We start from the raw sequence: 24,081 nt of genomic DNA, 5'->3' as shown, positions 1-24,081 counted from the left end.
AGAAATTAATGAAATTTAAATTATTCATTGTTTTATTTGTAGTCATTTCAGTACCGTTATTTTCTCAAACCAAGGATTCAAAATACGAGGCGATAGGTCTTACTTTGAGTGGTGGTGGAGCAAAAGGTTTAGCCCATATTCCATTATTGAAAGCGATTGATAGTTTGCAGATTCCTGTAAAATATGTTACAGGCACAAGCATGGGAGCGATCGTAGGTGGTTTGTACTCTATTGGATATTCAGGAAAAGAGATTGAAGAAATAGCTTTGAGTATTAATTGGGGAGAAATATTAACGAATAAAATCAGTCTGAAGGATATCGATATTACCGAAAAAAGCGATTATGCCAACTACATTATTGAAGTTCCAATAGATAAAGGCAAAGCTAAACTGCCTTCAGGGTTGATTACAGGACAAGCTTTGTATAATAAATTGTTTGAGCTTACAGCCAAATCATATAAAGTGCAGAGTTTTAAAAAGTTCCCTCGAGAATATGAATGTGTTAGCACTAATATAATTAACGGAACCGCTGTTGCACTGGATTCTGGAAACTTAGCCTTGGCTATTCGTTCAAGCATGGCTGTGCCTTCGGTTTTTACTCCAATAGTTTATGACAGTATGTTATTGGCTGATGGAGGGATGATCTTGAACTATCCTGTTAGCACCTGCAGAGAACTTGGCGCCGAATATATCATCGGCTCGGATGTATCGCATTATGAAAACTCCATAGATAGTTTGAATAACATTGTTTCCATATTGATTCAATGTTCGCAATTTAAAGATCTTGAAATTAGGCCACAACAGATAAGCTTAACAGATTTGTACATTCATCATGATTTAAAAGGATATTCATCAGGAGATTTTAATAGTACAAAAGAGATCATTGAGTTGGGTGAAAAAGCTGTGGAAGCTAATATGGATGCTTTGATAAAGCTTGCTGATGAGATCAAAAACTCGGACTTACCTAAGGAAGTAATAGAAGAGTTTGAGCCTGTGGACTCTGTTTTAATATCAAATATTAGGATTACAGGTTTGAATGAAATTAGCGAAACATTTGTAAAGGGAAAAATTGGTTTTAATGAAGGAGAGTATTTGAAGATCGAAGAGATTGAGGCAGGTGTAAGGAAGTTGTACGGGACGCAATTCTTTGAATATATATATTACGATATAATTTATGAGGATGGAAAAAGTTATTTGACGATGGATTTTGAGGAAAATCCGGAGATGTTTTTCAAATTCGGAATTCACTATGACAATGACACTAAATCTTCTATCATTTTTAATACAAATGTTAAGAATTTATTGGTTGACCAATCAAAGTTTGACTTGAAAGCAAGTATATCTGAGTATCCTATCGCTGACTTGTCTTTTTATAGATATTTTGGGAAGAAGCAAAATTTTGGCTATCGATATTCAACTTACTATGAAAGAAACGATTTCCCTGTATATGAGGGAAATAATCAAATTACAAGATTTAAATCCGATTTCATAAGTATTAAATTGGATTTATTGAAATTAAATAGGCTTAATTCATTTTTAGCTTTTGGCGCATCTTATGATTTTTACAATCTTAGATCATCCTATATTGACGCACTGAACCCTGAGGAAAGAATAGATTTTAGGAATAGATTAGAGAATTTAACCTTTAATATGGAGGGAGTGTTTAATACAACGAATAAGCGCTTCTATCCTACGCAAGGGGTTTTTATGAAAGGTTCTGCGGGGATGTATTTTATTACCAGCAATAAAGCAAATTTTGAAAGCAATGTTAGCGCTTTTAGTAGAGACTCTATTGAAAGCCTATTGGTCTTGGACCCATTCTTAAGAATAAACTTTCAAATGAGATTTAACCAGCCTTTGCAAAATAATAAAATATCAATTTATGAAGAATTCAGATTGGGCTTAACCGCCAATAGTAGCGAGAATTCTTTTTACGCATTTCAAGTAGGTGGTTTGAATGATTATAGGTTCTTCTCTATTCCTTTTATTGGTTTGCGTGATAAAGAATATCTTGTTAATCAATTCATGATCGGAAGGTTTGGGCTTCAATTTGAAGTCTGGAATAACTTTTATATAATCCCAGAAGCTAATTATATGCTATATTCTAGTCAAGCTTTAGAAGATTTATTCGAACATAATACTTCTGATGCTTACAATAATATTTTAGGATATGGCTTGACTATAGGGTACAACTCAATTCTGGGACCATTGAATATAACATTAATGAACTCAACATCAAGTACTCCTGTGCAAGTGTATGTAAACCTAGGGTTTATTTTTTAAGGATTGATGTTTAGCTTATATTCTAGTATGACACCAAACAAGCGATCATTTTGAGGAATTTTATATGAGTTAATGATTCCATCTTGAATCCCATACCCTGGGTCGGAATATTCGCGGCCCAATAGATTTCTCATATAAAACTTAATATTCAAACCATTTATAATATTATTGTAGGCAATTGCCAAATGGAGTAAGAATAAATCTGGAAATTCTCCTTTTGTATTTTGAGGAAGACTTGTGCCATCTCCCACAGTGCGTTTTGATAAATAGTTTCCTCGAAGGTTTATATTCAAATGATTGAAGTATAGGGAGTTGATTCCAAAGTTGAAAACATGATTTGAGATACCCCCAATTCTAACCTTATCCGTTGAGTCGTTTTGCTGGATTTTTGGGTCTAAATAAGTATAGTTGGCATAAAAGTTATATTTCTTGACTTTGTATTTTACACTGGATTGAACTCCTTTGATAGTTCCTTTTCCTGTATTTTGATATTGATATTGTAATTCGCTTGTTTCATTTAATTCAACGAGATCGTATAAATCATTGTAAAAAGCCGAACAATCGAATTCAAAACTTTTGTCATTGTACCCGAAATTAAGTTCATAATTAATGTTTTTTTCAGGAGCTAGATCAGGAGCATTTATTGGAATAGATTCACTAACTTTGAATCTTTCCATCATTGTTGGTTCTTGAAAACCTGTTTCTGTTAATAGTTTTAGGTGGAAATTTTTAGGAGTTAAAACCAAGCCGAGCTTGTGATTAAAAAGGGAGCCATATCCACTTTTTTGATCAATTACATTGTAGTTCCATCTAATTCCTGCAACTATCTTTGCCCACTCATTGGCTTCCAATTGGCCTGTAATGTAAATGCCTATGTCGTTGCTGTTATGCTTCAATGATGATTTGCTAACAGTATTTGAGCTGTCAGTTTGTAACAAATCCCCTTGTATGATAGAATTTCGATAATCTACTCCTCCTTGCAAATAAAAATTATCACTTGCTTGGTACTGAACCAAAAGCTTGTTTCTAAACTGATTAGATGATTGGTACAAGTCAGTTGTGTTCCAATAGGAAGGTCTTTCCATTGCAAGGTCGGCTAAAGTTAGTCTCGAAGTAGCGTAACTTTGCAAGGTGGTATTTAAAGTACCATCTTTTACTTTAGATAATTGATAATAAGCTGAATTGTAAATGGTAAATTTCTTGTTGAAACTCTTTTTATACTGTAAGTATAAAGTTGATTGGCTTGGTTTCCATAAATTATTGTTTTTTATACCAGAAGTGGAGTATGATGTTCCATTATTGGTAAATCCTTGTTCACTCATCCAAGTTCTGTAACCAAGTAAAATGTTGTTGAAATAAAGTTTCCCTTCTACATATATTTGGTCTATATAATTAGAATATGCAGGTTTCCTATTATTTATAAGTGTATCCAAAGATGAGACATCTAGGTTTTTTGCTACTGCCTGACCCTGTTGTGAAGGAGAAATGGAGATAATTTGCCCAGATTCATCTTTTTGGACATCAAGGTTTTTGTTGTTTAAAAGATTAGGATATTTTCTGGCAAACTCCCTAGCTTCATTTCCATAGATTGAAAGTGATTGATTATAATCAAAATTTGAGTAGATAGTCGAATCATAAGTAAATTCGCTGAAATCAGATAAGTCTCTGAACTCATCATGATAGTATCTAAAGGTCAGGTCCGCACCAAAAGATTCAGTTTTTCCGTTAATGTTTAGATCCGCAAAATAATTGTTTTCAGTGCCATAGGATACATTTGCATTTACATTGAGGTCTTTACGATCATCATGAGAATAAGTGATAATATTTACTACACTAGCGTAAGCGTTTGCTCCATAAATTGTGGATGATGGTCCGTAGATAACTTCTATCCTTTTGACATTTGATATGGGGAGTTGCGAGGAAAATTTTGATTGATTAGACCAAAAATCATTGATTTGAATCCCGTTGATTAAGAATAGAGTTTTGTCTGATTCTTTGCCTCCAATTCCTCGGGCATCTATCTTGGTTGTGATTGTGCCATTGATATGTGAAACCTGAAAACCTGGAATATCCATTAGAATTTGTTCTAATGTCGTATAGGCATTTTGATCAATCATTTGTCTAGTCACGACATAGGTTTGACTTGGAGCTTTTCGGATGTTTTCTCTCTTCTGGGAGGCGCTAAAGATTAAATTGTCAGTAAGTCCGTTTTTGATCTTTTCGATTATTTCAAAGAAAACTTTTGGATCTTCAACGTCAGGCGTGAACAATGGATTCATATTGATGAGCTTGATCGCATTTTCCTCAGCTTTTGGAAAGTCTTCAAGTTGTATATAGCAAAGCACTAATCTGTGATAGGCTCTTTCTAGTTGATTTTTATTAAATCCGTTGTTATTAAGGCAAAATTCCAGTTTTTCAACAGCATCCTCAAACAGCCCAATGTCATAGTATGATTTTGCTATTTTTAGTGTAGAAGTTCCACATCCTTGTTGCGAATAGACAAGGTGATTAAATGAACAGAAAAGTATTAAGAAGAGTAAATATTTTTTCAAATGTTTATATTTCATTTTTTAATAAAAATTTATACATGTCATCGATATCAGCAAACCAGATTTTCAGATCATTTGCTCTTCCAATGGTGTAGAAGTAATTATTATCTTTAGCTTGATTAGATGCCAATACCCAGCCTTGGCTAGAGTTGATATCGAAAGAGCTGACTCTCGAAATTTTCTCGTCCATTTTTCTAAAATTTAGAAAATTATCGTAGCTGGTGCTGATAATATTCATACTACCATCATTGTGATTAAGCACTATTCCAGTAACTGCTGATTTATGTTTATGCAGAAGTTCTTTTGATTTATTATTTATATCAATAACCAAGACCTCTCCATTTTCACATCCTACGGCAATAATATTGGAGAGCGAATCATAACTTATGCAGGAAATACGTTTTCCAATTTTTATAAATGGCTTAGGCTTTTCATTTTTATTGGCTAAATCATATAGATAAAGATTTGAATTGCCGACGATATAGGATCCTTCTTCTATGAATGGGGTGGCTGTATTCTTGCCGACTTCGACGATTCTTGCGTAAATGATTTCATCATCTATAAATTTAAAAAGATGAATATGTTCCTGAGTTACCGCGAGTATATTTTGGTCTATATCTGTCTGGCTTACAAATATTTGATTGATAATTTCTTCGGGGAGTTTAGTCTTTGATTTAACTACTTTTTTCTTATTGTTTTGATTCTGTATATTGATCGCAAATAATTCTCCCTGCTCGCTTCCTGCGAATATATATTTCTTATTAACATCCAATGCTACAGATTTAATAGAAGCATCTAGCTTATAGCTAAGAATTTCTTGTAAACCTGATGGAACACTTCTATAGCCTTTTATGACACCATATTCATCCCCAGTAATTACCATACCAGATACTGAATCAACAGCAATACATAGAGTAGGTCTATTTTCATTGTTATAATCCAGATTAATATTTGTTGATTTGTTTACAGCATTTCTTAGTGCAAGGTATAGCTCGCCACTTTCATATCCGTCATTGTATATCTGATTAAGCTGATAAGTGTCTATCATGATTTTTCTTAAATCTTTATAGTCCAGATCAGGGTTTCTAAGTGCTTGAAGGACATTGATTTTGATTTGATCTTGATATCTAAGCGTATCCGCTTCAGCTTTGGATCTAAGAGCTAGGTTTTTAGCTGATTCAGCCTCTACTCTTGCTTGCTTGGCTTCTTCCGCTTTTTCGTTAGCAATTTTATTCGCGTTTTCAGCGCTTTTTTGAGCAATAAATGCTTGGTTTTTGGCTTTTTGAGCATTGAACATTGCTTCATATGCAATCTTTTTTTCTTGCTCGGTTTTTTTCTGCAGGTTTATGGCATCTTGTTCAGCTTGAATGGCTCTGTTACGAGATTCTTGGGCCAAGCCCATAATTTTAAGCGCTTTAAGCTCGCTTTTATGCGATTTTACTTTTTCTTTTATAGCGTAAATCGACAAAAAAATCGGAATTAAACTTAATATGGCTATTGTGCCGGCAAAGATTCTAGCCTTTTTGATTCGACGAACTTGTTCAAGCTCTTTTTCTTTAACCTCTTGATCAAATACTCTTTGGCTTTCTTGTAAAAACTCGATGGATTGCTCAAAGTTGTCATTATATCGAGTTGACCATTGTTTTGTAGGTTTGTTCTTAACCATCCAATCCCGTGCAATTTCTAGTTCGGGATCTTTATATAAGCTTGAAGCTCCATCTTTATATTCTAGGCAGTCTTTGGAAAGCCTTAGATAGATATTTGAGCTGAGCTCTTCCTCTTTTATCCAATTTTTCAACCGTGGGGATTCTTCAATCAAAGCGATATTTCGCAGTGAAACTTTCGCCAATGCATTGATATTATCTTCATTGTTGAAACTGGCCAGATCATCTTCTATATTCTCATTTGTGGATTCAACTAGAAAATTTTCTTTATCTGTAAAATTGGACAACAGCTCATAAATTTCTTCTATTTTGAGCTCCGTAAGTTTAGATAACTCTTCCAGTGATGCTTGAGGCAGTTGATTCGCATCAGAAACTAGTGGAAGTATCCTTTTAAATATATGTTCAGTTGCTTTTTGTTGATCTTCTTCTAACGCATTAAATCTTTTCTCAAAGAAGTGGTTCATTGATAGTTTTAACCCTGAGATAGATGTATAGTACTTTTCAGTAATAATAGTTTCCTCAGGTTTTTTTGTTTGCTCAAAATTTTCAATCAATTTAAATAGCGTATAGCTTAGTTTGCTTAATTGAAAAGTTTCGCCTTCAAGATCATCAATGATTGTATCTTGCAGTGTTTGTTCAATTCTCAGATCGACTAATTCTGCTGGGTTTTTGATGATATTTTTAAAGTCAGTCAAGCTGAAGGGAGGCATGATGACTTGAGATTTATTTATTTTTTCAGAAAGGCCTGGGATGATAGTTGAAAGTTCGAGGTAGTCTGTTTGAATAACATTCAATATATGAACTGGAATAATATCTTGAGTGCTCAAGTTGATTAATTGATTGATAAAATTCCTATTGTCCTCTGATATTTTATTTGAGTGCTTTAAGTCGAATAGCTTTTCAAATTGGTCAAGAATCAATAGAACTTTTTCATCTTTCTCAAATGAAAACTTTTGAAATATCTTTATCAAAGCATCATTGTCTTTGGATAGAGTTTCATTGATTTCAATGAGGAGTGATGGATCTGCTTTGGTGTTTCCAGTGATTAGGCCATGAAGCTTTTTGCTTAAATTAGCTTTGATATCATGATCTATGGAAACATTCAGAATATTCCACCTTTCTTTAGATGTATTCTTAAGACTATTTATTTTTGGAATCAATCCTGCAGAAACAATCGAGCTTTTCCCAGAGTACTTGCCTCCAATTAATGTTGAAAACCTATTGTTGCGGATTTGAATTATAAGTCTATTGATAAATATTTCATTGCCAAAATAAAATTGCTTGTCTTCCTGTGTGTATGAAAACAGTCCTTTGTAGGGGTTTGAAATTTTTTTACCTTTCTCCGCGCTCATCAATTTCTATTTTTTGATATTATCCTCAGTTCGAAAAACTATCCTTATATCATAAAGTTTTAATAGCACTCACTTTTATGATGTTATAATGTCAAAAGAAAATCTTTTAAAGTCGATATATTATCAGCTGTGCCTAATCGTGGTGATAATTTTTATTTATCTGATGTCTTATTTGGCAAATATTCTGATCCCTTTGGTACTTGCTGTATTTTTAGGAATTCTGTTTCAACCTATCTTGAAATACTTGAAAGCTAAAGGCATTAATCAGTATATCAGTTTAGTGATTATTCTTTTGATGTTGTTGGGAGCTGTAACATTGTTTGGAACGGTGGTATCGAATACTTTGAATCAAATAATAGGGGAGAGGCATCAATATTTGGAGCTTCTTGATGATAAAACATCAGCGATTCTGCATGCTTGGAATAAACTATCTGGAAATGATTTTAACTTTACTTCATTAGTTCAAGATATTATTTCCCATATAGACGCTAATTGGGCTTTAAGAGCTTCAGGATATCTTTTAGCAGAGGTTGGAGACTCTACTGAGGTATTTTTGTTGACATCAGTTTTTTTGATCTTTCTTATTGACTCGATTATGAATTACCCATCCTACATTGCGTACTTGATTGGGCAATCCAATAATAGGAATCATATTATTGAGCGATTTGAAGTGGTGAAAAAATCAATAGTCAAGTATATTATAGTTAAAGCAGTGGCGAGTTTTAGCATGTCGGTATTATTTGGATTGACTGCTTTGTCGTTTAATTTGGATTTCGCATACTTTTGGGCTTTCATCACCTTCTTTATGTACTTTATCCCTACAGTAGGAGCTTTTGTTGTTACTATTCCGGTTATGGTATTGGCTTATATTCAACTATCTTTTCCATCATTCATTATTTTGACATCGATACTTTTTGTAGGACAGTTTGTGATTGCGAATTTGATTGAGCCTCGTTACTTGGGGAATTCGGTTTCTTTAAGTCCAGTGTCAATATTGGTGGGGTTAATATTTTGGGGGTATTCTTGGGGAATTATCGGTATGGTCTTGTCTGTTCCGATACTGATAGTGATCAGGGAAATTTTGAAGAATTTCCCTGATTTTAATTTCTTTGTTCGCCTAATAAGTAAAAGAAATAGTTAGTTGCTGATTTCTATATCTGTCCAGACCATCATGTGGTCAGAGGTGTTTTCCATTTTATAATTAAAGTCTTTAAGGCTATCAGGCCAAAATACGCCACTGTCAACAACTTTAATATTGTATGAAGGCAAAATATAGTCTACTCGCATTCCCCATTTGGATGTTCTTGTATTTACATTATTTCCAAGCGAGTCCAGTTTATGTTCTTTTGAGTAAGCTATAGCTCCCTTGCTTGATGGGATAAAGTCTCCACTAGTAACTTGTTGATTGATTTTACTATTGTCAAAAAATTGAAGAATAGCTTTTTGATAACTATCGCCAGCTTCAGGATCGGCGTTCATATCTCCCATGATCACGAATCTATCATTAGGGTTCAATCCTCCTTGGACGCCTTTATCGCTCACAATATAACTTGCTGAGGAGTCGCCTTTGATATAATCCGATAGAAATTTAATTTCGTCGTAGTTTCTTTTTCCATTGCGATCTTCCGGTCCGTCAAATACAGGTGGAGTAGGATGCGCGACAATTGCGTGAATTATGCTTCCATCCACAAGTTTTATAGGAGCGTCTATGTGGTTTTTAGAGGATAGTCTAAAAATATCTATTGCTTTTTTAGAGTAATACTCTTCATTGTTTTTGTCTTTTGGGAAGTGTGGATTAGGCATATCTTTCCAAAGAAACTTCTGAAATGTTTTGGTGCTGTCCCATAGTATTGGATATTTTGAAAGCAAAGCGAAAGCGTATTGTCCTTCAAATTCTCCAAATCCATAAGCGTCTTCAGGCGCAGCTATTTTTTTGTCGTTGTTGAAATCCACCCCAGTTTCGACACCAGTATTTGATGGCACTACCCAGACATAAGGATAATCGATTGGTTTTTCACCATTTTGACCTTTGCTGAGAAAGTTCTTTAGAAAGTACTGCATGGCTTCGCCCTTTTCGTCAAAGTCGAATTCTTGAAGACTGAGCACATCAGGTCTAACAATTTGAATTATTTCAGCGATATTTTCGGCTTGAGAGCTTTCGCCTGACTTAAGTTCTTTGATTAGTTTGCCAGCTTCGGACCTGTTTAATGAACTGTTATATGTAGCAAATCTGTATACCTTTTTGATTAGCTCTTTATTATTAGATTTCTCTTCTTTGTTCTTTTGCTGGCATGAGATCATTAATGTGAATATGGCAAGGATGTATGGCAGCTTAAAAAGTATGCCTTTAAGTTTTGATGTCATCTGTATAAAGGTTGGTAATAAGTTGATAATTAGCTTCGTCAATCGATTGAATTTAATCGAATTTATTTATATTTAATATTCGTTTTAATGACAATTCTTCTGATTATGAGTAAAATATTTCCATTACAGAATGATGCTGTAGTGCTTGGGCTTTTGTTGTTCATTTTATTTTTGGTTTTTAAAACTTCTAGTTCTAAAAACCCCACATTCAATAAGTTTTACAAAATAGTGCCATCTTTGCTGCTTTGTTACTTTATCCCCGCGATTTTGAATTCAATAGGGATAGTTTCTAGTGAATCATCCAAATTATATTTTGTTGCCTCCAGATACTTTTTGCCAGCAAGTTTGGTTTTGCTTTGCATAAGCATTGACCTGAAAGGAATTTTGAAACTTGGGCCGAAGGCGATTATTATGTTTTTAGCCGCATCTTTGGGCATTATCATTGGAGGTCCGGTTGCACTTTTGTTGGTTTCCAAGATTGCTCCTGAAGTGCTGGGAGGAGAAGGACCTGAAGAAATTTGGCGAGGATTGTCAACGGTAGCTGGTAGCTGGATAGGCGGAGGCGCTAACCAGACCGCAATGAAGGAAATCTATGGAGCCAGTGACAAGTTGTTTTCAGCGATGATTATTGTAGATATCTTTGTAGCTAATGTGTTCATGTCGGTTTTGCTATATTGCACTGGCAAGTCTGATAAAATTGATCAATGGCTTGGCGCGAACAATTCCGCTATTGTTTCATTGCGAGAGAAAATGGATACATATCAGGATAGTATTTCTAAGGTTCCAAGCTTTGTTGATCTTGCGACAATGTTTGGCATAGCATTTTTTGCAGTAGGGATTTCTCATTTTCTTGCTGATATGATAGGGCCTGTTTTAGACAAAAGCATCAGTGGTATGATCGAAGCAGATCCGGATTCTTATGCTTTCCTATTGACTTCTTTTGGAAGCAAGTTTTTTTGGCTGGTTGTGTTGTCTACAGTTGCTGGTGTAGCATTGTCATTCACTAAGTATAGAGAGTTGGAAGGAGTGGGAGCATCAAAATTCGGTAGCTTGTTTCTGTATATTCTTGTGGCAACGATAGGAATGAAAATGAACATTGTGGAGCTGTATGAGAATTGGGCTGTATTCAAATACTTGATTACTGTGGGCTTGATATGGATTATGATACATGCGATTGTGCTTATAGTAGTAGCCAAGATGATCAAAGCGCCATTTTTTTACGTTGCTGTGGGCTCGCAAGCTAATGTTGGCGGTGCGGCTTCTGCGCCGATAGTGGCCTCGGCATTTTCTCCTTCGTTGGCTCCTGTGGGAGTTTTATTGGCTGTTTTTGGATATGCAGTAGGTACGTTCGGAGCTATTATATGCACTATATTGTTGCAATGGGTTTCATCTTAATTTTCAAATAATTTACCTTTTATAAGGTGAAAATTCCCTGTTTTCAGGGATTTATGATGATATATTTTCCTTCATTTTTGCTAAGGTAAATACATTATTTTTGACTTTATAAACGGAAATTACAATGGGATTGAAGGAAAAAAGAGCAATTAAGAGCTTTGCTGAAAATAAGTATCCTGAGCTTTGCTGAAAATAAGTATCCTGATTACAAACAACAAATTTTGGACGTAGTAGGATATGAATTGGAAATTGATGTGGATTGGGATTCGCTGGCAAAGGATGGAAATGTTGATCAATATGAATTGAGTATTCCTGATGTTTATTTTGCTCCAGTATTGAAAGTTTTCAAAGATGTTTGCCAAGATGACATGGGCAAAGAAGCTTTGCAAGAAGTGGTGAAAAAGATTGAATTTAAAAATGAGAATGATATTTGGTCGGCTCGTGATTGGGTGAAGCTAAAGGGAGACGTGTTGATTTTGGATCATGAGACAACGACAAATTCAGGAAATATTGATGACAGAGCATATTACCTGAATGAGGTGCTTGAGAATAATTTTTAGCAAATAAAAATTATAGTCTAAGTGTTAAAGTCCGATTTTCGGGCTTTTTTTCTTTACAGAAAGGTTTTGAATAAATGGTTTTTATCTTGGAACTTTTGTCAATACATGGACTCTGTACAATTCACTAAAGGTAGATTTTCAAAACTAATGGAATAATAATATCTTTAGGTAATTGAGCTGTAATAAAAGAAAATGCTGAACTGATGATCGAAAAATTCATAAACCCTTTTACGGATTTTGGTTTTAAGAAGCTATTTGGAGAAGACCAAAATAAAGAATTGCTGATTGACTTTTTGAATCAGTTATTGCCTCCAAAAGATCAAATAAAGGATTTGACTTTTCATCAAAATGAGCATTATTCAAGATCTTCTGAAGATCGTCGGGCAATATTTGATTTGTATTGTGAGAATCAGGATGGCGAGAAATTTATCATTGAACTTCAGAGAGCCAGGCAGAGTAACTTTAAGGAAAGAAGCTTGTATTATGCTTCGTTTCCCATTCAGGAACAGGCAAAATCCGGTATGGATTGGAAGTTTGATTTGAAAGGCGTTTATACTATTGGCATTATGGACTTTATATTTGAAGAGCATAAAGACAAGCCAAATAAGATTTTGCACCATGTTCAGTTGATGGAGACTGAGCTTAAAGAAGTATATTACGACAAGTTGACTTTTATCTATCTGGAAACGCCTAAGTTCGTGAAGCAAGCGCATGAATTAGAAACCAGATTTGACAAATGGTTATACCTGCTCAGAAATCTTAATCGACTGACAGACAGGCCTGTTGAATTGCAAGAGCGTATATTTCAACGTTTTTTTGATCTAGCGGAAATCGCCAAGTATGATCCTCAACAACTTCATGAATATCGTGAATCATTAAAACAGCTTCGCGATTATTACAACACTTTGGATACTAGCAAGCAGGAGGGAATAGAAATAGGAATAGAAATAGGCAGAAAAAAAGGAATAGAAGAAGGCATTAAAGCTGGTAAAATACAGTCCGCTAAAACCTTGATTTCTTTTGGAATTTCAATAGAAAAGATAGCTGAAAGCACTGGTCTTTCAGTAGAAGAAATTAAGAATTTGATGTAGAGTTTATTTTTAACTAGCTTAAATATTGCAGGGCTTCATCAAGGCCTTTTTCAAAGTGGTAAATTTTGATATCGGGATAGTGATTTTTAATTAATTGAACTGCCTGAAGGCTTCTTAATCCAACTTGGCATATTACCAGTGTTGGTTTATCTGGATCGATTTGGTCAAATTCATCTTCAAGTTCGTAGATAGGGATATTAACGCCTCCGATATTATCTGCTTCAAATTCGTATTCGTCCCTTACATCTATCAAATTCCATTGATCAAGGTGATCGAGAACGGTTGCGATCTTGTCAGGCGCTAAATGAATATTGTCTTCGACTTCAGGCAATGCACAAGCTAAGCTATAGTCGATGTCAAGTTCAGTGATATCGCATTGTTCAGGCACTTTTTCAAAATCAAAGCTGAAAAATTGATTGTTCAATAAGTCGATGGATAATAACTTTCCATTAAGAGGCTCTCCGATTTCTGCTAATACTTTTATAGCTTCATTGGCTTGCAGAGACCCGATAACTCCGGGTAATATGCCGATAACTCCAATTTCAGAACAATTAGGCATTTCTCCCTCATTTGGAGGTTCGGGGAATAAACAACGATAAGTCGGCCCGTCTTTGTAATTAAAAACTGAAACTTGTCCTTCAAACTTGTAAATAGACCCGTAGATGAATGGCTTGTTTTTAATCACGCAAGCGTCATTAAGAAGATATCTTGTTTCAAAATTATCGGATCCATCAATTATCAGATCATATTTTTCAACTAGTTCCAAGGCATTGTCAGAGGAGAATCTTTTTAAGATTACCTCAAAATCGACGAAAGGATTTTGTATACTTAGTCTTTGTTGAGCGACTTCAGCTTTGTATTTGCCAATATCTTCTGTTGTGTAAATAATTTGTCTTTGCAAATTAGTGAAATCCACTTTGTCATTGTCTATAATTCCGATCTTGCCAACACCGGCGGCAGTCAGATATTGCAATACAGGACAGCCTAATCCGCCGGCACCGATCATTAATACTGAAGAGTTTTTTAATTTCATCTGCCTTTCATGCCCAATTTCGGGTAAGATCAAATGTCTGCTGTATCTTATTCTTTCTTCGGCTGATAATATATTTTTCTTCATAACTCTTTCAGTATTCTATTAATTAACGAATGATTAAGCTAAAACGGCATCCCAATCTTTCCAGACGGCTTCATAGCCTTGCTTTCGAATCATCTCCGCAATTTGCTGAGGGCTTCTTTCATCCGATATCTCAAATTGCTCAAGCGATTCTTTAGCAGCGGCATATCCTCCAGGATTGGTTTTAGATCCTGCACTAATTGTTGTAATGCCGAGTTTGATAACATTGTCTCTGAATATCTCACGCTCTCTGGTTGATAATGAAAGTTCCACTTCTTCATTGAATATACGGTAAGCGCAAATCAGTTGGACAAGTTCTCTATCGATCATTTCTACTTTAGGCTCCAAGCCTCCGCTAAAAGGTCTTAGCCTTGGAAATGAAATAGAGTATTTGGTTTGCCAATATTTTTTTTCGAGATAGTTAAGATGGAGAGCGGTAAAGAAACAATCCGTTCGCCAATCTTCCAAGCCTATTAGATTCCCAATTCCAATTTTATGGATGCCTGCTCTGCCTAATCGATCTGGAGTTTCTATACGGTATTTGAAGTTTGATTTTTTTCCTTTTGGATGATGAAGTTTGTAGTCTTCTTCATGATAAGTTTCTTGGTAGACCAATACAGTATTTAAACCTTTGTCAATTAACCGTTCATAATCATTCTGATCTAGCGGTTGTACTTCCATCGAAATATGTGAAAAATGCGGACGTATCAAATCCAAGGCATTTTCAAAGTAATCGACACCAACTGTTTTGTTGGCTTCTCCAGTCACTAGCAATACGTGGTCATATCCCATTTTTTTGATAATCTCCACTTCACGATTGATTTGAGAATCTGTTAGAGTGATTCTGCGCAGTTTATTGTCTTGGCTAAATCCACAGTAAGTGCAAATATTTTGACACTCGTTGGATAAATAAAGCGGGATGTACATTTGAATAGTTTTTCCAAATCTTTTTTGCGTCAACTGATGGCTAAGCTGAGCCATTTGCTCTAGATATGGAGCGGCAGCTGGTGAAATCAATGCCTTGAAGTCTTCCAAATCTCTCTTATCCTTGCTCAATGCCCTTTCCACATCCTGAGAGGTTTTGGCGTAAATACTGTTTTTTACGTCATCCCATTTATATTGCCTGAAGACTTCTAAAAAACTATTCATGAATTTATTTTCAGTTGTTATTTAATAAATGATAATTATGGTTATAATCATGACCGAGGTCTGATTAATCCAAGAAACTTGTCAAAGGACTACTTGCCTCAGCGAAGTTTTTGCTTGCTGCAAGTTTAGCCTCATAAGCCATGCGTCCTGCTTCAACTGCCATTTTAAATGCAATGGCCATTTCAACTGGATTTGGAGAGACTGCGATTGCGGTATTTACCAAGACTGCGTCAGCACCAAGCTCCATAGCTTTTGCAGCGTCAGAAGGCGCTCCTATACCAGCGTCAACAACTACTGGAAGGTTGCTTTGCTCGATGATGATTTCCAGAAAATCAATTGTTTTCAACCCTTTATTGCTTCCGATAGGCGATCCAAGAGGCATTACAGCTGAAGAACCCGCATTTTCCAGTCGCTTGCACAACACAGGATCAGCATGTATATATGGCATGACGATAAATCCATCCTTGGCCAATTCTTCAGTGGCTTTAAGAGTTTCGATGGGATCAGGCAATAAGTATTTCGGGTCGGGGTGTATTTCCAGTTTAACAAAATTTGTTTCTAAGGCTTCTCTTGCCAATTGTGCGGCAAAAATAGCTTCTTTAGCATTTCTGACGCCTGATGTATTAGGCAATAGGTTAATTCTTTCATGGCTCAATACTTTGAGCATATCGTCATCATCACTTTTAATGTCGACGCGTTTCAAAGCTACTGTTACCAATTCGCTCTCTGATGCTTCAAGCGATTTGCGCATCAGGTTATTATTGCTGAATTTACCTGTACCTGTGAACAGCCTTGATTTGAATTCTTTGTCTCCTATTTTAAGCATGGATGTTGTTTTCTAATGTTGAAATGATTTCCTTGGTTTTTTCCGAAGGGTTTTCAGCTAAATTTATCAATGAAGAGACAGCGATACCATGAAGTCCTGCATTGAGTAAAGAAGGAATATCTTCGGTTTTGATTCCGCCTATTCCGATGATAGGAAGCTTAATGTCATGAGCGAGAATGACTTTATAGCCTTCAATGCCAATGACCGGACTCAAGTTTTTCTTTGTACTTGTGAATCTAAACGGACCCAAGCCAATATAGTCAATTTTAAGAGCTTGAAGCCTTAAAACATCTTCCAATGTATTGGCAGTGCAACCAATGATGTAGTTATCTCCTAAATAATCACGAGCTTCTTGAGGAGGAGTATCTTCCTTGCCTATATGCACGCCATCCGCTTGGATGGATTTTGCGATTTGGATATGATCATTGATAATAAGCTTGGCTCCAAATTTCTTGCAGATTTTTTGAGCTTCCAAGGCTATAGTCTCAATGTCATTGACAGGCTTTTCCTTCACCCTCAGTTGTACCCAATCAGCGCCTCCTTCACAAGCTCTTTTGACTTGTTCTTGATGACTGATTTCGCTTAAGTCCTGTGTTATATAATGTAAACGGGAAATCATATTATATTAAAATAGCGGATAGAAAAGATCTATCCGCTGGCAGTATTACAAATAAATTTCGTTTCCTTGGTCAGAGAATTGCTTGGATTTTTCTTCCATGCCTTTTGCTAATGCCTCATCTTCCGTAAGGCCGTTTGCCTCGGCATAATCCCTAACATCTTGAGTGATCTTCATTGAGCAGAAGTTTGGACCGCACATAGAGCAGAAGTGAGCTGTTTTAGCACCTTCAGCCGGAAGTGTCTCATCATGGAATGCTAGCGCTTTTTCCGGGTCAAGAGACAGGTTGAATTGATCTCTCCAGCGGAATTCGAAACGCGCCTTGCTTAAAGCGTTGTCTCTTACCTGAGCTCCTGGATGACCTTTGGCCAAGTCAGCAGCATGAGCGGCAAGTTTGTATGTAACAACACCCTCTCTTACATCTTCTTTGTTAGGAAGTCCAAGGTGTTCTTTAGGCGTCACATAGCAAAGCATAGCTGTACCGAACCAGCCGATCATTGCAGCTCCGATACCGGATGTGATATGGTCATACCCTGGTGCTATATCTGTAGTCAATGGTCCTAATGTATAGAAAGGCGCTTCATTGCAAGCTTCTAATTGCTTGTCCATGTTTGCTTTGATCATATGCATAGGTACGTGTCCAGGTCCTTCGATCATCGTTTGAACCTCATGCTTCATAGCGATTTTAGCTAATTCTCCAAGAGTTTCCAACTCGCCAAATTGAGCTGCATCATTCGCATCAGCGATAGAGCCGGGTCTTAGTCCGTCGCCCAAAGAAAAAGCAACATCATAAGCCTTCATGATTTCGCAAATTTCCTCAAAGTTTGTGTACAAGAAGTTTTCTTTGTGATGATGCAGACACCATTTTGCCATTATAGACCCTCCTCTGGATACAATACCAGTTACTCTTCTGGCAGTCAAAGGAATATATTTCAATAACACGCCTGCGTGAATAGTGAAATAGTCAACACCTTGCTCAGCTTGTTCGATCAAAGTATCTCTGAAGATTTCCCAAGTCAAGTCTTCCGCTTTGCCATTTACCTTTTCAAGAGCTTGATAGATAGGCACTGTACCTACAGGAACAGGAGAGTTACGGATTACCCATTCGCGCGTTTCGTGAATGTTCTTACCTGTTGAAAGGTCCATGATATTGTCAGCTCCCCAACGACATGCCCACACAGCTTTTTCCACTTCTTCTTCGATGCTTGAAGTCGTAGCGGAGTTGCCAATGTTAGCATTGATTTTCACCAAGAAGTTACGGCCGATGATCATTGGCTCTGATTCAGGGTGGTTGATGTTGCAAGGAATGATAGCTCTACCTGAAGCGATTTCATCTCTTACAAACTCAGGTGTGATTTTTTTTTGAGGAGTATTCGCTCCAAAGTTTTGACCAGCATGTTGATGACCAATGTTTTCCATCTCGTCAATACGCTGATTTTCTCTAATCGCGATATATTCCATTTCTGGAGTAATGATTCCCTTTTTCGCATAGTGAAGTTGGGAAACATTTTGTCCTTCTTTAGCTCTAAGCGGCTTATGTCTATGTTGGAATCTTAGCTCGTCCAATGATGGATTTGCTTCGCGCATTTTCCCATAGTTGGAAGAGATATTGTCTAGTCTTTCTACATCACCACGGTCAAGAATCCACTGCTCTCTTAGTCTGTCAAGACCTTTTCTTACATCTATGTCGATATTTGGGTCAGAATACGGACCGCTTGTATCATAAACAGTTACAGGGTTATTTTTTTCGTATTCCTTTGTGCCATCAGGCAAGTGTGTTACAGAATCCTCCAAAGCAATCTCTCTCATAGCGACTTTGATGTCGTGGATCTTGCCAGGAACGTATACTTTAGTGGATGCTGGAAACGGCTCTCTTGTGATCGTTTCCTGAGTAGGGATTCTATCTTTACGCATGGGTTTATATGTTTAATTTCTTTTTCAGTAAGGGTTATTTATTGCTTTATTGGATGCGGTTTATTCAACAGCTTGTCAAGCTTGAGCAGTAGTCTAAATTAGCCTCCTTGAGTGGCTTTGATAATGGTTATTTTGTCATTTTCTTTGATAAAATGACCGTCCCATTTGCTCTTTGAAACAATAGTATTGTTGATGGCAATAGCGATGCCATTAGGCTTGATTTGCATGGAAGCAAGCATTTTTTCTACCGATAGATCGGCATCGAATTCTTGAAGTTCATTGTTGATGTATACCTGCATGTATTCTAAGCAATTTAAATTTAGAATTAAAGTGCAAAAAGCTTGTCGCAGGAAAAGGATATCCAGTCCTTGGCTTGGTACTAGATGTAATGATTGGATTACTTTTCCCTACGTCAGTGCGAACTGAATCAGGTTCGAAGGGTAATTTCTCAGTTCTGAACAAATTTCAGAACACCCCTAAAGCTTTTACTTTCACAAAGCTATCAAATTGAAGTAAAATCAAAAGAAATTTAATCTAAAAATTATCTATTTATAATGAATATAAGATGAAAAGTGATCTTGCATGTATTGCAAAATGGTAAACACTTGAAATATAATGAATATTGATGAGTTGGATAGTTGTTAAAAAATGAGCTCCTTCTTTTAATTAATAAGGAGATATCTACTTACACATTCCTACAACTATTTATTTGGATAACGGAATTAAATTAAAGTTTACCAATTATACCATACAGTAAACCGAATTTGATTAGACTGAATTTTTTTAAGTCTTTGAAATTCTTTTGTTAAGGCAAAAAGCTTCCCCCATTCAGTTTTGTCAATATCAATTTGATAGCTCTCAAGCCAATCTATTCTGTCTATTTCGGAAAAGTAAAAGTGGGTAAATCCAAATATTTCATTATTACAATTCTTTTTTTCATACTCAATATCTTCAGTTACATCGAGGTTAGGAAAATAGCTTAGATTATTAGGTAGGCCTCTATTTTTTGCAATTGGAATTACATCAGGGAGTTCACTTTGAAAATCTCTTGGATTGCCAAAAATAACCCAATTAACATTTACATTAAAGCGAATAAATGAAGAAACATCCATCCAAGTAAACCAAGTGTATTCTTCTTTTCTTTCTTGTTCATTAGTATATGGAGAATATTCAATCCATCCGTTAATATCTATTGGCATGAGGCAACTTTTTTTAAACCGAAAATTTAAATTATTCTGATAATGTAGATGATTCCAAATATCCATGAACTATACATGCGGATCAATAGTTAAAAAATTGGCTAATATCAAAAGAGCAGAAGCTAGTTTGCCATAAATATGGACCATTAGTCCCTTCTCTGATCTTACTTTAGAGGCATCTTGAATACCTGTTTTTTCAATTAACCAATTGAAAAATACTTCAACAGGTTGTCTGACACTAGAAATTGCTTTTCCCCATTGTTTTCTAAAAGCATGGGCAAACTCTCTGTAATATGGAGATTCTCCTTTTACTAATTTCTCAGGTGTAAGTAATGATACATTGTTATTTTTGTACAATAAATCCTCTAATTCATGGTCAGCATATGCTTTATCCGCAAAGACTTTACAATTTTTTAAACCAGCCAATACACCTTTTACTGGTGGTAAATCATGATTAGATGCTTTAGTGATTCCTATAAGCTCTGGAGTAGGCATTTTGTCAATAACTCTTAATGAAACCATATGTAGCTTAACACCATAATAATGTATTTTTTTACTCGATGAATATGTTTTATCAGCAATATTTGACGCAACTTTCCCATTACCTCTTCCTTTAGAAAGTATAATTGGCATTGAGTCAATTAAACGGTCTGTTTGTTCTAAATCATGACCAGATAAAAGCGTTTCAACTAAACTATTAACAAGCATAGGCAAAATAGATTCTAAACGATTTAAACGTTTTGAAAAAGCTTGATAACTAGGCAAATGAGGAAACCAATCTTTCCAGTAATTTTGAATGAAACGATGTATTTTCTTAATCTTAAATACTTCTTCTTCAATAACTGAAAAGAAATAACAAGTCAGGATTTCAACATCACTAAACTTCCCTTCATTGGAATTATTACTGAATCGTTGACAAAAATATCTCAAATGAGTGTTATATTGATTGGAGATATAGCTGTAGAGTGTTATTAATCTTAATTTTATTGGCATAAAACTAAGTTAAAACTCTTAGCTATATTTTTATTACCTAAATCTTACTGTTGATTCGCATTATACAGCAATGTATAAAAAGAACCAACAGTTAAGCTTTTAATTAATTTTCCTTTACAAACATAGGATTGTTTAAATACTAGTCTAAGAGCTCTGAAGTAAATCCAATATAGCATCGCTGAGAATATTAAGATTACTCCCCATAAAACAGTACTGAATACCCAAAATAATATACCAATAACGATTGATACAATTATCCACAGAATAATGCTTATAATATAACCAATGATGTTATCAGCACCACTTCCAGTATCAGCTAATTCATTGAATAAGTTAGCTACCGATTCAATTATTTTTTTAATAGATTTCAGTCTAAATCTATCTGTAATACCTCCAAGGTTATCTTTTAATTTATATCCATTATATAATCCGTAGGTAGTAAATAATAAGAAAGAACCTGATATAATCGACGTTGATAATATTGAGTTATGAATTATTGTGGCTGAATTACCAAGGCCAAATAACCATACAGAAATTATTGTAAGTGAGATTACAATGGCACTCACTATAATAACTCTTTTTGAATCAATAAACCTAAAGAGGTTTTTAGATTGGATCATGCTTATTCTGTGGACTAGATATTTTCTTTAAATCCTATTAAATTAATATAATTTTTTGAAGTAAAAAAATAAATTAAATAATTGTGTTAAATTTCAATTTAAGGCATATATCTTTTACCTACTTAACAAAAGCATGTGCTTATCTACTGTTAATAAAGAGGAAGGATTAATATAAAAAAAGACTGCCAATATAGACAGTCTTTATAAAGTAAGTTTTTTTATTGAGAACTAAAGTCGTTTAAGGCCTTTAGTGTCAGCTTTATTTTGTGTTTCCTTGATACTGATCGCATATCCTCCGCCCGGAGCGCAGTATTGATTTAGCTTTGATTTGCTGTTAACGACAAACTTTTTGATTTGATAGGCTTGTGGATTATCTCGAAAGTGAGCGTCTTTAGCATCGCTGTATACTGTTGCTATATATGTTTTGCCTTTTGGCAAGAAGTCAAATCTGATGTTTGAATCTCTAGCTTCTTCATCATTCGTTCTTCCAACGAACCAGTTAGTGCTTCCTTTTTCTTTACGCGCATAAGTGATATAGTCACCTGGTTCTGCCTCAAGCACTAATGTTTTATCCCAGTCTAGAGCGACATCTTTGATGAATTGGAAGGCATCCAAGTGCTGTTCATAGTTTTCAGGAACATCAGCGGCCATTTGAAGCGGGCTGTACATAGTCACATATAGTGCTAACTGACGGGCTAAAGTTGTGCGCACATATGTGTTTCTTTCAGGGTTCACTTTATTGATATCTGTCTGAAATATACCCGGAGTATAATCCATAGGGCCGCCAATTAGTCGAGTAAATGGCAAGATGGTCGTATGATCAGGATTGCTTCCTACGAAAGCTTCATACTCTGTGCCTCTTGCGGATTCGTTGCCAATCAGATTTGGATAAGTACGCGAAAGACCTGTAGGTCTCACAGCTTCGTGAGCATTGATCATGATTTCATACTCAGCGGCTTTTTCCAGAGCGTATTGATAATGATTGACCATCCATTGTCCATAGTGAGTTTCACCTCTTGGGATAATATTTCCTACATATCCTGTTTTAACAGAATTGTAGCCATTGTCTTTCATGAATTGATAAGCCTTGTCCAAGTGTCTTTCATAGTTTCTTACCGATCCGGATGTCTCATGATGCATCATCATTTCCACGCCTTTGCTTTTAGCATAATCGCGAACTTCTTCCACACTAAAGTCAGGATAAGGAGTCAGGAAATCAAAGACATAATCTTTAGACTTGCCGATCCAGTCTTCCCAACCTTCGTTCCAGCCTTCTACCAATACTGCGTCAAATCCATGTTCAGAGGCAAAATCAATATACTCTTTTACTCTAGTTGTATTTGCCGCGTGCTTTGGGTTCCTTTCAAGTTGTGAATAGTCTATTTTGCCTAATTGTACCGCAGGAAGTTGAGTATAAGCCCAGTCACTCATGCCTGTGATCATTTCCCACCATACTCCAATATATTTGACAGGTTTGATCCAATCGGTGTTTTCGTAGGCGCAAGGTTCATTCAGGTTAAGTGTTATGCTTGATAATAATATGTCTCCGGCATTTTTGCTGGCGATCACGGTTCTCCAAGGTGTGACTCTAGGAGCGTGCATATATCCTTTGTCTCCAAGAGCGTCAGGTGTTAAAAAAGATTCGAAGATCAATGTCTTGTCATCTAGATTCAAATGCATAGCAGGGTATTCCATTAGGGACGCCTCGTGTAAATTGATATAAATCCCATCATCAGTTTTTAATTGTAATGAGGTTTGCACACCTGTTTTGGAAAATGAGGTTTGCGAGGCATTGCCTGTGTAGGCTTCATCAAAAAGACTGCTAATTTCAGTTAACCTTGATTTTGTATAGCTGTATTCTTGCGTATCAAAATCCCCCGGTATCCAAAATGCAGTATGGTTGTCAGTCATGGCGAATTCAGTACGCTCTTCTTTGATGACGAAGTAAATAAGATTGTCTTGCTCAGGGAACTCGTACCTAAAACCTAATCCGTCATCGAAAAGCCTGAATCGGATGATCATTTCACGATTGGTTTTTGGCTGAGATAGCAAGACTTCCATTTCATTATAATGATTTCTTACCTCTTTTTGCTCTCCCCAAATAGGTTCCCAAGTTTCATCGAAAGTTGACTGATTTACGCTTTTAACTGTAAATCCTTCAAGCAGTGACTCAGTATCTTTCAGCTCCAAACCCATCTTACTAGTCTTAACAATGGTGGCATCATCCATTGTCAATTGATAAGTTGGTCTGCCTCGCTCATTTAGTTCAAATACTAATTTGAATTTTTGATTTGGCGATTTGAATTCTTCAGCTTTTGAAATGAAGAAAGCAAACACCATGGTAAAAGTTAATGCTATATTTTTCATTGCTTTGCGCTTGTTTTTTCTTGATT

The 24,081-nt window shown here is 35.7% G+C and carries 18 protein-coding genes and 1 riboswitch; of the genes, 5 read left to right on the top strand and 13 right to left on the bottom strand.

Annotated features, from left to right (window positions below):
• Positions 1-8: 8 nt before the first annotated feature.
• Positions 9-2,282 (top strand): patatin-like phospholipase family protein, encoded by a 2,274-nt coding sequence (locus AABK36_RS24035; RefSeq protein WP_309942731.1) that lies wholly within the window; start codon positions 9-11, stop codon positions 2,280-2,282.
• Here AABK36_RS24035 and AABK36_RS24030 read toward each other — a convergent pair.
• The gene (locus AABK36_RS24030) at positions 2,279-4,849 is read right to left on the bottom strand and encodes a TonB-dependent receptor domain-containing protein (protein ID WP_309942732.1); all 2,571 of its coding nucleotides are present in this window, start codon (positions 4,847-4,849) and stop codon (positions 2,279-2,281) included. The two genes, AABK36_RS24035 and AABK36_RS24030, sit on opposite strands and share 4 nt — an antisense overlap.
• Positions 4,839-7,847 carry an nSTAND1 domain-containing NTPase gene (locus AABK36_RS24025; protein ID WP_309942734.1) on the bottom strand — a complete coding sequence of 1,003 codons (3,009 nt, stop codon included), beginning with the start codon at positions 7,845-7,847 and terminating at the stop codon, positions 4,839-4,841. The genes AABK36_RS24030 and AABK36_RS24025 overlap by 11 nt, the downstream gene beginning before the upstream one ends.
• Positions 7,848-8,019: 172 nt before the next feature.
• On the opposite strand from AABK36_RS24025, the gene AABK36_RS24020 reads away from it, so the two are divergent.
• Complete coding sequence (locus AABK36_RS24020; RefSeq protein ID WP_338390368.1) at positions 8,020-8,988, top strand: AI-2E family transporter; 969 nt, start codon at positions 8,020-8,022, stop codon at positions 8,986-8,988.
• Here the strand turns inward: AABK36_RS24020 and AABK36_RS24015 are convergent.
• Positions 8,985-10,211, bottom strand: coding sequence for an endonuclease/exonuclease/phosphatase family protein (locus AABK36_RS24015; protein WP_309942737.1), 1,227 nt, complete (start codon positions 10,209-10,211; stop codon positions 8,985-8,987). The genes AABK36_RS24020 and AABK36_RS24015 overlap by 4 nt on opposite strands.
• Positions 10,212-10,316: 105 nt before the next feature.
• On the opposite strand from AABK36_RS24015, the gene AABK36_RS24010 reads away from it, so the two are divergent.
• From AABK36_RS24010 to AABK36_RS24000, 3 genes are all read left to right on the top strand, one after another.
• Entirely contained in the window at positions 10,317-11,606 is a 1,290-nt protein-coding gene (locus tag AABK36_RS24010) for a DUF819 family protein (protein ID WP_309942739.1), read from the top strand.
• Between the two features lie 221 nt (positions 11,607-11,827).
• Complete coding sequence (locus AABK36_RS24005; RefSeq protein ID WP_309942741.1) at positions 11,828-12,166, top strand: hypothetical protein; 339 nt, start codon at positions 11,828-11,830, stop codon at positions 12,164-12,166.
• Positions 12,167-12,369: 203 nt separating this feature from the next.
• Positions 12,370-13,257, top strand: a complete 888-nt coding sequence (locus AABK36_RS24000; RefSeq protein ID WP_309942743.1) for an Rpn family recombination-promoting nuclease/putative transposase — start codon at positions 12,370-12,372, stop codon at positions 13,255-13,257.
• Positions 13,258-13,270: 13 nt separating this feature from the next.
• On the opposite strand, the gene moeB is transcribed toward AABK36_RS24000, so the two are convergent.
• The 10 genes from moeB to AABK36_RS23950 all read right to left on the bottom strand — a co-directional run bounded on the left by moeB (position 13,271) and on the right by AABK36_RS23950 (position 24,055).
• Complete coding sequence (moeB, locus tag AABK36_RS23995) at positions 13,271-14,374, bottom strand: molybdopterin-synthase adenylyltransferase MoeB (protein ID WP_309942745.1); 1,104 nt, start codon at positions 14,372-14,374, stop codon at positions 13,271-13,273.
• 33 nt (positions 14,375-14,407) lie between these two features.
• Positions 14,408-15,520, bottom strand: coding sequence for a 2-iminoacetate synthase ThiH (gene thiH / locus AABK36_RS23990; protein WP_309942749.1), 1,113 nt, complete (start codon positions 15,518-15,520; stop codon positions 14,408-14,410).
• A gap of 64 nt (positions 15,521-15,584) precedes the next feature.
• Positions 15,585-16,346, bottom strand: a complete 762-nt coding sequence (locus tag AABK36_RS23985; protein WP_309942752.1) for a thiazole synthase — start codon at positions 16,344-16,346, stop codon at positions 15,585-15,587.
• Positions 16,339-16,965: a thiamine phosphate synthase gene (locus AABK36_RS23980; protein WP_309942754.1), complete on the bottom strand. Its 627-nt coding sequence runs from the start codon at positions 16,963-16,965 to the stop codon at positions 16,339-16,341. Before AABK36_RS23980 ends, AABK36_RS23985 begins: the two co-directional genes overlap by 8 nt.
• Before the next feature lie 45 nt (positions 16,966-17,010).
• Positions 17,011-18,876, bottom strand: a complete 1,866-nt coding sequence (thiC, locus tag AABK36_RS23975) for a phosphomethylpyrimidine synthase ThiC (protein WP_309942755.1) — start codon at positions 18,874-18,876, stop codon at positions 17,011-17,013.
• Between the two features lie 98 nt (positions 18,877-18,974).
• On the bottom strand, positions 18,975-19,175 hold the full coding sequence (thiS, locus tag AABK36_RS23970) for a sulfur carrier protein ThiS (protein ID WP_309942757.1): 201 nt from the start codon (positions 19,173-19,175) through the stop codon (positions 18,975-18,977).
• A gap of 88 nt (positions 19,176-19,263) precedes the next feature.
• Positions 19,264-19,364, bottom strand: a riboswitch (TPP riboswitch).
• Positions 19,365-19,610: 246 nt separating this feature from the next.
• A complete protein-coding gene (locus tag AABK36_RS23965) occupies positions 19,611-20,075 on the bottom strand; it encodes a hypothetical protein (RefSeq protein WP_309942760.1) in 465 nt (154 codons plus the stop codon).
• Between the two features lie 69 nt (positions 20,076-20,144).
• Complete coding sequence (locus AABK36_RS23960; RefSeq protein ID WP_338390367.1) at positions 20,145-21,068, bottom strand: transposase; 924 nt, start codon at positions 21,066-21,068, stop codon at positions 20,145-20,147.
• A 44-nt stretch (positions 21,069-21,112) separates the two neighbouring features.
• A complete protein-coding gene (locus tag AABK36_RS23955) occupies positions 21,113-21,688 on the bottom strand; it encodes a hypothetical protein (RefSeq protein WP_338390366.1) in 576 nt (191 codons plus the stop codon).
• A 228-nt stretch (positions 21,689-21,916) separates the two neighbouring features.
• Positions 21,917-24,055 (bottom strand): glycoside hydrolase family 97 protein, encoded by a 2,139-nt coding sequence (locus AABK36_RS23950; protein WP_309943222.1) that lies wholly within the window; start codon positions 24,053-24,055, stop codon positions 21,917-21,919.
• Positions 24,056-24,081: the final 26 nt, after the last annotated feature.

This window comes from Aureibacter tunicatorum, assembly GCF_036492635.1.
GTDB classification, from domain to species: Bacteria; Bacteroidota; Bacteroidia; order Cytophagales; family Cyclobacteriaceae; genus Aureibacter; species Aureibacter tunicatorum.
This window is presented reverse-complemented; position numbering and strand designations above follow the sequence as displayed.

Bases quoted from the DNA above. Each gene is read 5' to 3' on its own strand.
- AABK36_RS23965 (WP_309942760.1), bottom strand. From the start codon at position 20,075: ATGCCAATAGATATTAACGGATGGATTGAATATTCTCCATATACTAAT.
- moeB (WP_309942745.1), bottom strand. From the start codon at position 14,374: ATGAAGAAAAATATATTATCAGCCGAAGAAAGAATAAGATACAGCAGA.
- thiH (WP_309942749.1), bottom strand. From the start codon at position 15,520: ATGAATAGTTTTTTAGAAGTCTTCAGGCAATATAAATGGGATGACGTA.
- AABK36_RS24030 (WP_309942732.1), bottom strand. From the start codon at position 4,849: ATGAAATATAAACATTTGAAAAAATATTTACTCTTCTTAATACTTTTC.
- AABK36_RS24035 (WP_309942731.1), top strand. From the start codon at position 9: ATGAAATTTAAATTATTCATTGTTTTATTTGTAGTCATTTCAGTACCG.
- thiS (WP_309942757.1), bottom strand. From the start codon at position 19,175: ATGCAGGTATACATCAACAATGAACTTCAAGAATTCGATGCCGATCTA.
- AABK36_RS23960 (WP_338390367.1), bottom strand. From the start codon at position 21,068: ATGCCAATAAAATTAAGATTAATAACACTCTACAGCTATATCTCCAAT.
- AABK36_RS23950 (WP_309943222.1), bottom strand. From the start codon at position 24,055: ATGAAAAATATAGCATTAACTTTTACCATGGTGTTTGCTTTCTTCATT.
- AABK36_RS24010 (WP_309942739.1), top strand. From the start codon at position 10,317: ATGAGTAAAATATTTCCATTACAGAATGATGCTGTAGTGCTTGGGCTT.
- AABK36_RS23985 (WP_309942752.1), bottom strand. From the start codon at position 16,346: ATGCTTAAAATAGGAGACAAAGAATTCAAATCAAGGCTGTTCACAGGT.
- AABK36_RS24000 (WP_309942743.1), top strand. From the start codon at position 12,370: ATGATCGAAAAATTCATAAACCCTTTTACGGATTTTGGTTTTAAGAAG.
- thiC (WP_309942755.1), bottom strand. From the start codon at position 18,876: ATGCGTAAAGATAGAATCCCTACTCAGGAAACGATCACAAGAGAGCCG.
- AABK36_RS24015 (WP_309942737.1), bottom strand. From the start codon at position 10,211: ATGACATCAAAACTTAAAGGCATACTTTTTAAGCTGCCATACATCCTT.
- AABK36_RS24025 (WP_309942734.1), bottom strand. From the start codon at position 7,847: ATGAGCGCGGAGAAAGGTAAAAAAATTTCAAACCCCTACAAAGGACTG.
- AABK36_RS23955 (WP_338390366.1), bottom strand. From the start codon at position 21,688: ATGATCCAATCTAAAAACCTCTTTAGGTTTATTGATTCAAAAAGAGTT.
- AABK36_RS23980 (WP_309942754.1), bottom strand. From the start codon at position 16,965: ATGATTTCCCGTTTACATTATATAACACAGGACTTAAGCGAAATCAGT.